This is a genomic window from Actinomadura darangshiensis, assembly GCF_004349235.1.
Lineage (GTDB): Bacteria > Actinomycetota > Actinomycetes > Streptosporangiales > Streptosporangiaceae > Spirillospora > Spirillospora darangshiensis.
Genome location: NZ_SMKY01000025.1, coordinates 1 through 13,841 on the forward strand (window position 1 = coordinate 1; position 13,841 = coordinate 13,841).

The following is a 13,841-nucleotide window of genomic DNA, read 5'->3' on the forward strand; positions in this document are numbered from 1 at the left end:
GGGTGGAGCTGCGCGGCGTCCACTTCGGCTACCAGGACGACCGCGAGGTGCTGCGCGGGATCGACCTGGTGCTCGAACCGGGCACGGTCACCGCGATCGCCGGGCCGTCGGGAAGCGGGAAGTCCACGCTGGTCCAGCTGCTGCCCCGCTTCTTCGACCCGACCCGCGGCTCGGTCACCCTGGGCGGCGTTGACGCTTCGGGCTGCTGGACGGCTCGCTGCGCGAGGTCGAGCGCGCGTCCCGCCGCACCCTGCGGTCGGCGCTGCCCGGCATGCTGGGCCTGACGCTCACCGTGCAGGCGGTGTTCACCGCGCTGCTGGTCCTCGGCGCCCGCCTCGCGCCCGGCGGCGACATCGGCGCGGCCGAAGTGCTGACCGCCCTGGTGCTGGCCGCCCGCTGCGCCGACCCGCTGCTGTCGCTGTCGGACATCGGCGGCCAGATCCGCGGCGCACGCTCCGAACTGGCCGGGCTCGACACGGTGCTGCGCACCGAGCCGCTGCCCGAGCCCGCCCGGCCCGTCCGGCCCGCTCACCACGGCCTCGAACTCGACTCCGACACCTCGTCGGCACGGCGACCGCACCGTGGCCGACGAAGTGTCGCTGACCGTGCCGGAGGGGCAGCGGCTCGCCGTCGTCGGCCCCTCCGGAGCGGGCAAGACCACCCTGCTGCAGCTGCTCGCCCGGTTCCACGACGTGGACGCCGGCGCGGTCCGGGTCGGGGGCGCGGACGTCCGCGCCATCAGCACCGAGGTCCTCATGTCGCGGTTCGCCATCGTCTTCCAGGACGTCTACCTCTTCGACGGCACGATCGAGGAGAACGTGCGCCTCGGCCGTCCCGGCGCCGCCGAGGCCGACGTGCGGGCCGCGGCCACCGCCGCGCGGCTGGACGAGGTCGTCCGGCGGCTCCCCGGCGGATGGGACGCCGACGTCGGCGAGGGCGGCGCGCGGCTGTCGGGCGGCGAGCGCCAGCGCGTCTCCATCGCGCGGGCACTGCTGAAGGACGCGCCCATCGTGCTGCTGGACGAGGTGACCTCCGCGCTGGACCCGGTCAACGAGGCCGCCGTCCACGACGGCATCGAACACCTGATGGCGGGCCGGACGGTGGTGATGGTCGCGCACCGGCTGGGGACCGTCCGGCGCGCCGACCGCATCGTCTTCCTCGACGGCGGCCGCATCGCCGAACAAGGCGGCCACGACGACCTGCTGCGCCGCGGCGGCCGCTACGCCGACTACTGGAACCTCTCCCTGGGCTCAGAGCACTCGGCGGCCTCGGCATAGGGTTGGGTGGCATGACTCTGCGGCTGGTACAGGTGAACTTCAAGGCCCGGGACGACTCGGCCCTCGGCCGGTTCTGGGCGGACGCGCTCGGCTGGGGCGTCTCCAGCGAGGGACCCGGTGTGACCAACATCGAGCCCTTGGGCTTCACCTGGCCCGACCCCACCGCCGTCTGCGTCGACGTCGTCACCGTCCCCGACCCCGAGACGGTGAAGGACCGCGTGCACCTCGATCTCGCCACCACCTCCGCGGCCCACCAGACGGAGCTGGTCGCGCGCCTGAAGGACCTCGGTGCGACGCCAGCCGACGTGGGCCAGGGAGACGTCCCCTGGACGGTCCTCGCCGACCCCGACGGCAACGTGTTCTGCGTGCTGGAGCCCCGGGAGACCTACCGGGACACCGGGCCGATCGCCGCGGTGGTGGTCGACTGCGCCGACGTGCGGGCCATGGTCGGGTTCTGGGGCCAGGCGATGGACTGGACCCTGCACGAGGAGACCGACGAATTCGCGGTGATGCGCTCGGCCAAGGGCGTCGGGCCGTTCCTGGAGTTCCGCCGCGCACCCGGCGCGAGGACATGGTGGAACCGCGTGCACCTCGACCTGCTGCCGTTCCCCGTCGAGGACAAGGAGGCGGAGGTGGCCCGGCTGCGGACCCTCGGCGCCACCGACCTCGACCTCGGCCAGGGCGACGTCCCCTGGACGGTCCTGGCCGACCCGGAGGACAACGAGTTCTGCGTCCTCGGCCGGGGCTGACGCAAGACCCCTGCGCAAAACCGTTTGAGCCCCTCAGCCGCGGTCCCGTAGATTGCCCGCGGCCCATCGCACCGAGCACAGAGGACAAAACCGCGTGACCCCGCCTGCCCTTTAGACCTGACACCTTCTTCGCTCACCTGTAGCCGGCGCTCCCGCCGGTTCCGCCGGGCTGCCCGCGTGCACCCGGTCATACAGCGTTCGAGGCCGCGCGTAATCGGCCTCGTGTCAGGTCTAGAGAGCTCATGTCCTCACAACCTCATACCGTGCTGCCCTGGGTCGTCCGCCGGACCAGGCTGCCCCTGCTGTCGCTGCGGTGCGCGGACTGCCGGTCGGAGTCGGCCACCACCGGCGACGGCAGGTTCCGCGTCAACGCCAACGGCAAGCTGCTGGACGTGTGGCTGCTGGTCCGCTGCACATCCTGCGACCGCACGGGCAAGCTCAGCGTCCACGAGCGGGCGCCGGTCAGATCCCTCGATCCGGCCGAGCTCCGCGGCTACCGCGACAACGACCCGGAACTGGTGGCGTCCAGGCTGCTGGATCCGCTGCTCGCCCGCCGCAACCGCTTCACCCTCGACTGGACGGGCGCCTGGCGGCTCGACACCCCGCCGGAATGGCACGGCGAGCCATGGCCGGTCCAGGTGGAGGTCGCCTTCGCCGATCCGGTACCGGTGCGCCCGGAGCGGCTCATCGCGCAGGGCCTCGGCCTCAGCAGAACCGAGGCGCTGCGCCGGATCAAGTGCGGCATCCCGCTGCGCCGTCCGACGAGCACCGGATTCACCTTCACCGTGATGCCCGCCGGCTAACCGGAACAGCCGCGAAACACGCCCCGCCCGGGGGCGGCTCCGAACGGACCCGCCGCCGGGCGGCCGCGGCATGCGCGGGCCGCACCATCGCGGCCGAGGTGAGCCGGCCGGTCAGGCGTTGAAGACGGCCTCGGATCGGTCGCGGTTTTCGTGCAGGTCCCAATACAGGGGGGCGATCTGCTCGGGCGCGGCCGTCGGGAAGCCCTCCGGGCCGCCCCCGCCGATCCACACGCCGATCACCACGTGCCCGGCGTGCACGCCGGTGCCCGCCAGCTCCTTGTCCAGGTTGACCACCCAGTTGCGCAGAGCCGCCTGCGCCGCGTTGACGTTGCCGAACATCGGCACCGGGTCCACCGAGCCGCCGCCGGTGGTGAACAGCAGGGTTCCGGCGCCCGCCTCCCGCATCGCGGGCAGTACCGCCTGGGTCGCCGTGACGGCACCGTAGAAGCTGTACTCGATCTGCGGTTGCAGACTGTCCACCGTGACCTCTGAGGGAGCGGTCAGGGTGAAGCCGGGCACCGGGGAGTGCGGGGCCGGCGAGTACTCCAGTACGTCGATGCCGCCGAAGCGGACCTTGGCCGCGTCCAGGGCATCGGTCAGTGAGGCGCGGTCCAGGACGTCGGCGGGGAACGCGGCGGCCGTGATGCCTTCCCGCCCGAGCCGGTCGACCAGCGTTTCCAGCTTCTCCTTGGTTCGGGCGATCAGGGCGACGTCGAAGCCCCGGCTGCCGAAGGTGCGGGCGATGGCCAGGCCCATGCCAGGGCCGGCGCCGACGATGGCGAGAGTGGGCACAGTCAGACCTCTTCCGTGTCGTGACCGCCGGGACATGCGGAGACCCGACGCCCGGCATGTGGATCAGGCGTTGGCGGCGTGGCCGACGGGAACCGGATCTCGATTCCCACAGCTCACCTCCAATTCCTACTATTTGTGCGTAGCGCCATGATGGACCAGTATGGAAGGCCGTACAAAAGGCACATCGATGTGTGTGCCGGAGGGGAATGTGCGCCATGGACACCGCAGAGCGACCCGATGCCGCCGCGGGCCGGGGGCCGTGCGCCGCCATCCCCGCTGAGCAGATGGACTTCGTCCGGCAGACACTGGACCGGATCGGCGACAAGTGGAGCATGCTGGTGATCGCCGTACTGGAGGCCGGCGCGCTGCGCTACACCGACCTGCAGCGCGAAGTCCCCGGCATCTCCCAGCGGATGCTCACCCTCACCGTGCGCCAGCTCCAGCAGGACGGCTTGGTGACCCGGACCGCCTACGCGGAGGTGCCGCCGCGTGTGGAGTACGCCCTCACTCCCCTGGGCCGCAGCCTCCACCAGATCGTCACGTCCCTGATCACCTGGGTCGTGGACCACCACGGCCAGATCCGCGAACACCGGGCCCACACCGCCACCGCACCCTGATGTCCAATGGGCCGGTTGCCGCCCGTGCCTCGGCAGCCGTGAGCCTTCAGGTGCCTCCGGCCCGTCCGCCTCCCCGACCGCCACCGCGCGGTTGAGCGCACCACCGGGCTGCCGGTGAGGAGCAGCAGTTCCTCGTACCACTCCACGACCTGGACCCGGTCCGTCTCGGCGACGGTCCGGGCGTCCGCGTGTAGGGCGGCGATCGCGGCCTGCGACTTTACCCGCACGGCGAGTTCCCTCCCGTGCCGCGACGCCTCGGCGCGGGCGGCGTCGAGGAACTTGCGCCACCCGGCCGCGACGAGCCATGCCTTCGGATCGCGCGGCGGCTCGTCCGGCCAGGTGTCCAGCGCTCGGATCAGGGCCTCCTGTACGGCGTCCTCGGCCGAGGCGAAGTCGGCTCCGCGCTGGACGAGGACGCCGATCACTGCGGGAACGAGTTCCCGCAGCAGCGATTCGTTCACCCGGTGACCGTGGGCGGCTCGCCGAAGAACGGCCGGACCTCGACCCACTCGCACCGGCTTCCCGCCGGCCCGGGTACGGCCGACGGCTACCCGGCCACCTCGACCGCGCGATCCCAGGACTCCACGTCGATGATGTACCAGCCGGCGATGAGGTCCTTCGTCTCGGCGAACGGGCCGTCGGTCACCGGCGGGCGCCCCTCGCCGTCGTACCGCATGAACGTCCCCTCGGGCGTGAGGGCCTGGGTGTCGACGAACTCGCCCGTCTCCTCCAGCCGGGCGGCGAAGTCGTTCTTGGACGGGGCGTGAGCGGTCGCGACGCTCGTCTTGCACCGCGCTGGTCGTGAGAGCCGGAATCAGTGTGCGCGTATGCCCTCGATGGCGATCGCCAGCAGGCGGTCGGCTTCGGCCGGGCCGTCGGGTTCGTGCTCGGTGGCCAAGGAGATGGCGCTGACGAGTTTCAGCAGATGGGTGATGGCGATCTCCGGGCGCACGGCCCCTGCCGCTCGGGCACGTGCGAGGAGGGCGTCGCCCGCGTTGATGATCATGTCGTGGCAGGTACGGCCGAGGGCCGGATCGCCGCCGCGCATCAACGATGCGCCCAGGCCCCGGTTGGCCACCGCGTGTGCGCCGACGGCGCGGAGCCAGACGAGCAGCGCCTCGCCCGGATCGGGGTCGCGGAGCAGGCCGTCGGCCTTGGCGCAGAGAACCTCCACTCGATCGTTGAAGACCGCCTCCAGGAGCGCCTGCCGGGAGGGGAAGTGCCGGTGCAGGGTGGCCGAGCCGACTCCGGCGCGGCGGGCGACCTCCTCCAACGAGGCATCGGCGCCGTGCTCGGCGATCAGGGCGCCCGCGGCGGCGACGATCCGGTCGGCGTTGCGGCGGGCGTCGGCGCGCATCCGCTGCCTGGGCGGCGCGGCGGCGTCCTTGGACACGAGCGCTCCTCGCAGCTTGATAAATGGGGTGGCCCTCCATATGGTAGCGGACCATAACCAGGGGGGCACCCCACTTAGGGATCGGCACCTCCTCCGCATGGACGCAGGGAGAGACGATGACGCAGACCGACAAGACCGTCGCGGTGGTGGGGGCGACCGGCCTGCAGGGCGGGGCCGTGACGCACCACCTGCTCCGCGGCGGCTGGCAAGTGCGGGCGCTGACCCGTGATCCGAACGGGACCCCGGCCCGAGCACTGGCGCGGGCCGGTGCGCGGGTGGCGCGGGCGCAGATGGAGGACGTCGATTCCCTGACCGCCGCTGCCGAGGGCGCCTGGGGGCTGTTCAGCGTCCAGCCCACGGTCGGCTCGCCCGGCACGGCACCGGACTTCACCACCGAGGACGAGGTGCGCTGGGGCGTGAACGTCGCCGACGCCGCGCACGCCGCCGGCGTCGGGCACCTGGTGTTCACCTCGGTCGCCGGCGCGGACCGCCACCTCAGCGAGAAGGTGCCGGTGAACCTGGTCAGCAAATGGCGGATCGAGCAGCACATCGCCCGCCTCGGCCTGCCCGCCACGATTCTGCGGCCGGTCTCGTTCATGGAGAACTTCACCGGCGGATACGCGCTGCAGAACGGGACCCTGTCCACCGGGCTCGCACCGGACACGGCCCAGCAGCTCATGGCCGTCGACGACGTCGGCTTCATCACCGAGCTGGTGTTCCGCCGCCCCGAAGAATGGATCGGCCGGTCGGTCTCCCTGGCCGCCGACGAGCTCACACCGGTCCAGGTCGCCGACGCCATCGGCAGGGCGCTCGGCATAACGCTGCCCTACGACCAGATCCCGATCGAGACGATCCGGGATCTGAGTGAGGACTTCGCCTACGCCAACCAATGGCTCAACGAATACGGCTACCGCACGGACATCGCCGCCACCCGGCGAATCCACCCTGCCGCGATGGACTTCTCCACCTGGCTGAAGCACACCGGCGCCGCCCAGATCTCGGCGTTCCTGAACACCGAGATCGCCACGGCCCAAGACGCGTGAACACCCGCACGCCCAGCCACGGTGGCGGCTCCCCCGCCGGGCGCGATGCCCCTGGCGAGAACTCTCAGCGCCATTGGGGTCTCATGGGACTGATGCACGATCGGGTCAGACGACACCCGTCCGTGCGGCAGTCCCGTTCTTGCGCTGGTTGGCATTGAAGCGCGCCTTCTTCTGACGATTCCCGCACGTGTTCATTTCACACCATTTGCGGGTGCGACTTTGACTGGTGTCGAAGAAGGCGGCCTGGCAGGTTGGCGATGCGCACAAGGCCATTTTTCCGTCTCGTTCGCCTGCGATGATGCTGATCGCGTCGGCGGCGATGACGCTCAGGGCGTCCTCTACGCAGGAAGCCGAACCAAGTCGCCATTGGCGGTTTCTCTCGGCCGTCAGGACGGCCGAGGCCCGACCCTGAATACTGCAGTCATTGATGATTCGGACGGCAGATACAGGGAGAGCGTCTTGGATCGCGGTCGCCGTCGCGGCGGCGTGAATTGCTTCCCTCAGTTTCCGGGCGAGTTCGAGCTGGGCGGTGGTGCAGGAGTCCACGGCCAGGCCGTTCGCCGCCAGCCAGTCGACCAGTCGCTGCGGCGTGGGAATGCGCTCCACAGGATTGCCGTGACGCTCCGTCAGAGTCCCCGTGAAGCTGGTCGCCAGCACGCTACCGAGGCGAAAGTCAGGGAACTCAGCACGCATGGAACCACCTTAGCCTCGATCGTCCATTCGAGGACCGCGTCCGGCCCGCCGAAGACTCGGGACCGGACCGGTCCCCGTCGCGGGAGTTCGCGGTCAACACCGCCCGGCCGATGCCGATTCTCGCACGTCCCGGCCCCCGCTCACTCCCCCGGCGACCTTCATGGGAGACCGGGGTCGGCTGGTTGAACTCTGGCGCGCAGGCATGCTAGAACCACCTTAGCCGGTTCGCAAAGGTCATGGCCGGTTCCGCGATGGCCAGGAGGTCTCATGTCCCGTCCGACCAGCGACGTGCGAGCATTCGAAGCCCACGCCACCGCCGCCGACCTCGACGATCTGCGTGCGCGACTGGCCGCGGCGCGGCTACCGGAGGCCGAGACGGTCCATCGCGCCGCGCCCGACCCCCGCCGATGGGAACAGGGCGTCCCTCTCGCCGACCTCGTCGGGCTCGTGGACTACTGGCGCACCGGGTACGACTGGCGGTCGTTCGAAGAGCGCCTCAACCGCATCGGCCAGTTCCGCACGACCATTGATGGTCTGGGAATCCACTTCCTGCACCGCCGGTCCGCGCGCGCAGATGCCACTCCTCTGATCCTGACGCACGGCTGGCCGGGCAGCATCGCCGAGTTCATCGATGTAGTGGACGAGCTGGCAGATCCGAAAGATGCGGCCACGCCGGCGTTCCACGTCGTGGTCCCATCGCTACCGGGATTCGGTTACAGCGACAAACCGGCCACCACCGGGTGGGGCACCGAAAAGATCGCGGCCGCATGGGTGGAACTGATGGGAAGGCTCGGCTACAGCAAGTTCGCAGCCCACGGCGGCGACTTCGGAGGTGTGATCACCACGATTCTCGGCGGCAGGTTCCCGGCGCACGTTCTCGGCATCCACACAACGTTCGCGGAGGGACCGCCCGGGTTGACAACGGACGGGCTGACGGCGGTCGAGCGCGAATGGACCGAGGAGACCCGCGATTTCTGGCGCCACCGCGCGGCGTACGCGAAGCAGCAGGCGACCCGGCCGCAGACCATCGGCTACTCGCTCGTCGACTCACCGGTCGGGCTTCTCGCCTGGATCCTCGACAAGTTCGCCGAGTGGACGGACACCGAAGACAGCCCGTTCGAGACGATTTCCAGAGACCGAGTCCTTGACGACGTCACCCTGTACTGGCTGACGCGGACCGGCGCGTCAGCGGCCCGCATCTACTACGAAAGCCACAACTCGCTCGACCCCGAACTGCGGGTCGACGTCCCGTCAGCGATCACCATGTATCCGCGCGACCTCGAGAACAAGTGTCCGCGCCCCTGGGCACAGGAGCGGTACCGACAGATCGTCCGATGGAGCTCCCCCGAAACCGGCGGACATTTCCCCTCGCTGGAGGTTCCGGAGTATTTCGTCAAGGACCTGCAAGACGGCCTCGCAGCGGTACTGGCCGCCAATCGCTGAACGCGGCCGGGTGCCAGGACTCGATCGGCCGCCGAGCCCCGTAAGCAGATCACTCGGGTGGACGGCTCCCGCGAGCGCCATCCGGCCTCATGAGGGAGCCGCTTACCGGCCGTTTCGATCCTCCTCACCGGCCGGACCGTCGCCGCCCTGGGTGTGCGGGTCGTCGGAGGCGGCAGGATTTCCTTGCGGGGTCGAGGCTTCGGCTCGGGCGGCGCGTTCGCGTTGCGCCGCCGCGTCGGCGCGGGCGGCCGCCAGGTCGGTTTCGAGTCGGCCGCAGAGCGCCTCACGAGAGGCGAGAGCGGTCTGTGCGGCGGCGAGCTGCTGGGCCGCCCGTTCGGCGGCGGCCTGGAGGGCTTGCTGCCGCTGTTCTACGACCTCGGCGCGGGCGGCGGCTTCGCGCCCGTGCCGTACGGCCTCGTCGCGTGCGTGCTCGGCGGCCTCGGCTCTGGTCTGCTGGGCGCGTGTCTCGCCGTGGGCGACGGCCAGAGCCTCCCGCGCGGCCGCGAGTGCTCCCGTGCTGTTCGCCAGTTCTTTCTGGACGGCCTGCGACTGCTCACTTTGGACGCGGGCGGTGGCCTCGAACCGGGCTCTTTCCTGCTCGTGAGCGTGGCGGGTGTCGCGGAGCTCGGCCGTCTTGGCGTCGCGGACCGTCTCGGCGGCGGTCTGGGCCTCACGGGCGGCGTCGCGGGCGTTCTGGTGTGCGGTGATGGCCTCGGTGGTGTCGGCGCGGACCTGTTCCAGGGCCGCGCGGTCGCGGGCCGCGGCCTGCTCGGCCGCCCGCTGGGCATTGCGGGCCTCCTCTGCGGCGGTGACCGCGTTCTGACGCGCCGTGTCGGCGGCGAGGGCGCGGGCTTCGGCGTCGGCTTCGGCCTGTGCGGCCGCCGTCGCCTCGGCCTCGGCCCGCCGGACCCGCGACAGCGCCCCCTCCTGTGCTTTGGCGAGGAAGTCCTGCAGCGCGGTCAACTGATCCTGCAGGGCACCGATGGCCGACGGCACCCGCTGGGCGAGCGCCTCGGCCTGGAGGAGCGGTTCGTCGACCGCCGCGGCGTCCACGGCGCGCCGGTCCCGGCTGGCCTGATCGGCGTGCGCCTTGCTGCAGTACTTGGCGGGCCGGCCGCGGCCGCGCACCGCGAGCGGCTCGGTGCAGCCGGCCAGGGCGCACTCCCCCGCAGCTGCCGACGCTGACGTCTCACCCGCGGCCTCTGCGGCCATGCCCGATGACGTCGGCGAGGGCACAGACGGGGCCCCGCTCGTCTCGTCGGCCGGCGGGGTGACCGCCGCGGTGCTCGCGGACTCGCCGGCGGCGCCGTCCTCGCTGCTCGTCTCGTTGCTCACTCGCCTCACCATAGCCATCTTTTCGCTGCACGCTTCGCTTAATGATTAACGCGACACGCAGAACGTGTAATACGTCCATCGTTGAGGCTCCGGGATAATGACGGTTATCCTGGTGTGCATGATCAACAGCGGCGATCGGCGGGCGAGCGACCTTGCACGCGGCACCTGCCGGGCATGCGGCGATGTGAGGGCCGGAGAAGGCGCGTCCGATGGCGGCGCTCCACACGCTCCGGCTCGGCGGTCGGCGGACGTGTCGGCGGCAGCGGATCAGAAGGCCGAATCCGCTGGTGGCGGCGTTATTGCACCGGGTGTCCGAACGCCGGGTGCGCGGGGTGTGCGGGCATGACCGTGCAACCGCGGCCCGCTCCGGAGGCCCCACTGGAAGCCGTGGTGCTGCTGCCCGCGGAGCCGACACCACCGGCGCCGACACCACCGGCGACACCCCCGGTGGCGGCACCCGTCACGACACTGGGGGCTCAAGGGCTGTCGCCGGATCCGATCGGACAGGCCGTCACGCTGCTGCCCGCACTGCCGCCCGACGACCCGGGTGACCGTTACGGTCCGCGGTTGCTCACCGCCGCCTGGCTGCGCAGCCAGAGCAGTGACGCCACCCGCCGCGCCTACTACCGCGACCTCGCCGGCTGGCTGGACTACTGCGCACGCACCGGGCTGGACCCGCGGGCGGCGCGTCGTGCGGACATCGACGACTGGTCGGCGTCCATGACCGTCGACGTCGGTGCCCGGTCACGCCCGCCGAGCGCCGCGACACGGGCGCGGCGGCTGGCGGCCGTATCGTCCTGGTACACCTACCTGCAGTCCAACGACGCCACCGATCGCAACCCGACGCTGCTGGTCAAGCGGCCGACCAGCGCGCAGATCGCCGCGTCGGCGCACAAGGCGCCCACCCTCAGCGTCGCCGAGACGGCACTGCTGCTCGATACCGCGGAAGGCCGGGCCGTCGACCTGGGCACCGAAGCGGCCTGGCGCGACGCGGCCGTGATCGCCCTGCTGTTCTACACCGCGCTGCGCGTGTCGGCGTTCACCGGCGCGGACCTGGAAGACCTGAGCGCCGAGGCCGGGTACCGGGTGCTGTGGCACGGCACCAAGGGCAAGGGGCCCGACGGCCGCGACTACGTCCGTCTCGACGGTGAGCTCTGCCGCGTCCTGGACGCCTACCTCGCGGTCCGCGCCGAGCGCCACCCGGACCGCGCCACTCCACCCGGACCGCTTCTGGTGACCGCCCCGCACCCCTACGACCCGACCAAACCCGGCGACAAGAGCCTCACCCAGCGCGACGTCACCAACATCCTGCGCCGGCAGGCGGAACGGGCCGGGCTGCCCGCCGCCCCCCGGCTGAGCCCGCACAGCGGCCGCCGGACCGTTATCACCACCCTGCTCGGCAACGACGTCCCGCTCGCCAAGGTGCAGGACCTGGCCGGTCACGCCGACCCCCGCACCACCCGCGGCTACGACGACACCAACCACAAGCTCGCCTCCTCCCCCGTCACCGACCTCACCCGCATCCTCGCCAGGCACCGCACCACCGACCGCAACCAATGATCATTGGTCCGCCCTGACCGGTGGTCTGTCACCTGGCCGGGTTCAGGCCCGTCAGGACGACGCGGTGGGCCGCCGCACGCCGGGTGTGCCCAGATCTCCACCGCCATGGACGGCGGCGGGCGGGAGGCCGAAGCGGCGATCGCCTCAGACGGCCGGGTAAGAAGGTGCGGTCAGGCGCCTTGCTCGGTGTCTCCGACGAGGACGCTCTTTCGGGGTTGCGGCGCATCGACCGGATCGTGGGACCTGGTGCGGAACAGCGACGCGAGGCCGCCCGGGAGGAACAGGATCACCAGGACGAAGACGGTGCCGAGAATGAAGTTGGGTTGGCTCAGGGGCGCGCGGATGACGTGCGGCAGAGCGCTCACCGCGCCCGAGTCGGAGACCGCGGTGAGCCTCTCGTTCAGGTAGGTGTAGACGAAACCGCCCACCACGGCGCCCCAGATCACTCCGCGGCCGCCCAGCACGACCATCAGGACGAGCGACAGGGAGTAGCCCAGGACCACGATGCTCGGGTTGGCGCCGCCCATCACGATGGAGTAGACGGCCCCGCATGCGCCCGCGAGCGTGCAGGCGATGGTGCCCGAGGCCAGTTGGCTCGCGTAGACGTTGTAGCCGAGTACGCCGGTCCTGAGCGGGTTCTCGCGTATCGCCTGCCAGACATGGCCCGCCTCGGTGCGGACGGCGAAGCCCACCAGCGCGTACACCGCGACGAGCAGGGCCAGCGCGAGCCAGTAGGTGTTGCGCGTGTTCACGATGCCGACGAACGGGGCGGGCAGGACGTCGAGCCCATAGGTGACGCCGACCTCCCCGCCGCTGCGGAGGAAGCCGCGCTCGACCGCGATCGAGAGCGCCTGGGCCAGGGCGAGCGTGGCCATGCTGAATCCGATCCCGGTGAGCCGGAGCGATGCGGCGTTGCCGACCAGGGCGACCGTGAACGTGAGCAGCATGGCGAGGGGCAGGCCGAGTGTGAACCCGAGGCCGCCGATGTTGCTGAGGATCACCGTGGAGTAGCAGCCGAATCCGAAGTACAGCGCGTGCCCGAAGGACAGCAGGCCGGTGTAGCCGAACATCAGGTCGAGGGTGATCGCGGTCGCGGCCGCCACGAACATCAGCGCGAGCAGTTGCAGGCTGCCGGTGCTGTTGACCGCCCCCGGCAGCAGTCCGCCGACGCTCAGGTCGCTGTACGGCGCCAGGGCCAGCAGTACGACGACCGCCGCCGGCGCGAGTGTCCGAACCATCGTTACACCAGCCGATCCTTCTGGCCCAGGAGCCCCTGGGGCCGCACCAACAGGGTCACTACCAGCAGCGCCACGACGAGGATGTCGCCGACCCCGTTCTGGACGTAGTAATTGGCCAGCGACTGGGCGAGCCCGAGGACGACCGCGGCGATCAGCGCGCCCTGGACGGACCCGAGCCCGCCGATGATCAGCACGATGAAGGCGAAGATCAGCATCTGGTCGCCGAGGTACGGCGAGACGCCGCCGTAGTAGGAGCCGGCCAGCGCGCCGCCGAGTCCGGCGAGCATCCCGCCGGCGGTGAAGACCGCCGTGAACGATCGCTTGACGTCGATGCCGAGCGCCGCCACCATCTCCGCGTTCTCGACCCCGGCCCGGATGACGAGGCCGGCGCGGGTGCGCGACAGGCACGCCTGGATGACGACCATGGTGACGGCGGCGGCCCCGATGAGCAGGAACCGGGTGTTGGGGATGGGCGCGCCAGCGACCTGCGTCGTCGAGGTGACCCAGCCCGGCTGCGGGATCATGTGCTCGTCCGGGCCCCAGATCGCCGCCAGCAGGGCGACCAGTGCGAGCCCGAGGCCGGCGGTCGCCAGGAGCTGTTCGAGCACCTTGCCCTTCAGCGGGCGGATGATGGTGAGCTCGGTGACCAGGGCGAGAATCCCGGCGGCCACGCTGGACACCAGGACCGCGACGAGCAGGAGCCCGAGGGACGGGGCCGCCGCGTGCCGCAGCACCGTCCAGGAGGCGAAGGCCGCGACGGTGAGGAAGGCGCCGTGCGCGAAGCTCAGGACCCGCATGAGTCCGAAGATCAGCGACAGGCCGCTGGCCAGCAGGAAGTACAGGGCGCCCAGCCCCAGGCCGGAGAGCGCGATGAGGGTGAAGGTGTCCACGGCCGCTT

The 13,841-nt window shown here is 71.1% G+C and carries 14 protein-coding genes and 2 pseudogenes; 8 read left to right on the top strand and 8 right to left on the bottom strand.

What is annotated here, in order from left to right; translation table 11 throughout:
• The 4 genes from E1293_RS08185 to E1293_RS08200 all read left to right on the top strand — a co-directional run.
• Positions 1-284 (top strand): ATP-binding cassette domain-containing protein (locus E1293_RS08185; RefSeq protein ID WP_243716089.1); only part of this gene is annotated, 284 nt, incomplete at its 5' end.
• A gap of 297 nt (positions 285-581) precedes the next feature.
• Positions 582-1,277, top strand: a complete 696-nt coding sequence (locus E1293_RS49310; RefSeq protein ID WP_243716090.1) for an ABC transporter ATP-binding protein — start codon at positions 582-584, stop codon at positions 1,275-1,277.
• Positions 1,278-1,288: 11 nt separating this feature from the next.
• A complete protein-coding gene (locus E1293_RS08195; protein ID WP_132195516.1) occupies positions 1,289-2,026 on the top strand; it encodes a VOC family protein in 738 nt (245 codons plus the stop codon).
• A gap of 263 nt (positions 2,027-2,289) precedes the next feature.
• Entirely contained in the window at positions 2,290-2,829 is a 540-nt protein-coding gene (locus E1293_RS08200; RefSeq protein WP_243716091.1) for a DUF1062 domain-containing protein, read from the top strand.
• A gap of 111 nt (positions 2,830-2,940) precedes the next feature.
• On the opposite strand, the gene E1293_RS08205 is transcribed toward E1293_RS08200, so the two are convergent.
• A complete protein-coding gene (locus tag E1293_RS08205) occupies positions 2,941-3,621 on the bottom strand; it encodes an SDR family NAD(P)-dependent oxidoreductase (RefSeq protein WP_132195520.1) in 681 nt (226 codons plus the stop codon).
• Between the two features lie 215 nt (positions 3,622-3,836).
• Here E1293_RS08205 and E1293_RS08210 point away from each other — a divergent pair, with 215 nt between their 5' ends.
• Positions 3,837-4,238, top strand: coding sequence for a winged helix-turn-helix transcriptional regulator (locus E1293_RS08210; RefSeq protein ID WP_243716092.1), 402 nt, complete (start codon positions 3,837-3,839; stop codon positions 4,236-4,238).
• Between the two features lie 311 nt (positions 4,239-4,549).
• Here E1293_RS08210 and E1293_RS50460 read toward each other — a convergent pair.
• The 3 genes and pseudogenes from E1293_RS50460 to E1293_RS08225 all read right to left on the bottom strand — a co-directional run.
• Positions 4,550-4,753: pseudogene (locus tag E1293_RS50460) on the bottom strand (sigma factor); the annotation flags it as partial.
• Positions 4,696-4,998, bottom strand: a pseudogene (locus E1293_RS49315) (YciI family protein); the annotation flags it as partial. The pseudogenes E1293_RS50460 and E1293_RS49315, both read right to left, overlap by 58 nt.
• Positions 4,999-5,052: 54 nt before the next feature.
• Positions 5,053-5,631 carry a TetR/AcrR family transcriptional regulator gene (locus E1293_RS08225; RefSeq protein ID WP_243716093.1) on the bottom strand — a complete coding sequence of 193 codons (579 nt, stop codon included), beginning with the start codon at positions 5,629-5,631 and terminating at the stop codon, positions 5,053-5,055.
• A gap of 116 nt (positions 5,632-5,747) precedes the next feature.
• Here E1293_RS08225 and E1293_RS08230 point away from each other — a divergent pair, with 116 nt between their 5' ends.
• Positions 5,748-6,674: an NmrA/HSCARG family protein gene (locus tag E1293_RS08230; protein WP_132195526.1), complete on the top strand. Its 927-nt coding sequence runs from the start codon at positions 5,748-5,750 to the stop codon at positions 6,672-6,674.
• A 105-nt stretch (positions 6,675-6,779) separates the two neighbouring features.
• Here E1293_RS08230 and E1293_RS08235 read toward each other — a convergent pair whose 3' ends face one another.
• Positions 6,780-7,367 carry a CGNR zinc finger domain-containing protein gene (locus E1293_RS08235; protein ID WP_132195528.1) on the bottom strand — a complete coding sequence of 196 codons (588 nt, stop codon included), beginning with the start codon at positions 7,365-7,367 and terminating at the stop codon, positions 6,780-6,782.
• A gap of 267 nt (positions 7,368-7,634) precedes the next feature.
• On the opposite strand from E1293_RS08235, the gene E1293_RS08240 reads away from it, so the two are divergent.
• Positions 7,635-8,810, top strand: a complete 1,176-nt coding sequence (locus tag E1293_RS08240; protein WP_132195530.1) for an epoxide hydrolase family protein — start codon at positions 7,635-7,637, stop codon at positions 8,808-8,810.
• A 102-nt stretch (positions 8,811-8,912) separates the two neighbouring features.
• Here the strand turns inward: E1293_RS08240 and E1293_RS08245 are convergent, their stop codons facing one another.
• On the bottom strand, positions 8,913-10,145 hold the full coding sequence (locus E1293_RS08245; RefSeq protein WP_132195532.1) for a coiled-coil domain-containing protein: 1,233 nt from the start codon (positions 10,143-10,145) through the stop codon (positions 8,913-8,915).
• A gap of 342 nt (positions 10,146-10,487) precedes the next feature.
• Between E1293_RS08245 and E1293_RS08250 the strand changes: the two genes are divergently transcribed.
• Complete coding sequence (locus E1293_RS08250) at positions 10,488-11,705, top strand: tyrosine-type recombinase/integrase (RefSeq protein ID WP_165978137.1); 1,218 nt, start codon at positions 10,488-10,490, stop codon at positions 11,703-11,705.
• A gap of 170 nt (positions 11,706-11,875) precedes the next feature.
• Here E1293_RS08250 and E1293_RS08255 read toward each other — a convergent pair whose 3' ends face one another.
• A complete protein-coding gene (locus E1293_RS08255) occupies positions 11,876-12,943 on the bottom strand; it encodes a branched-chain amino acid ABC transporter permease (protein WP_132195536.1) in 1,068 nt (355 codons plus the stop codon).
• Positions 12,944-12,945: 2 nt separating this feature from the next.
• Positions 12,946-13,833, bottom strand: coding sequence for a branched-chain amino acid ABC transporter permease (locus tag E1293_RS08260; protein ID WP_132195538.1), 888 nt, complete (start codon positions 13,831-13,833; stop codon positions 12,946-12,948).
• Positions 13,834-13,841: the final 8 nt, after the last annotated feature.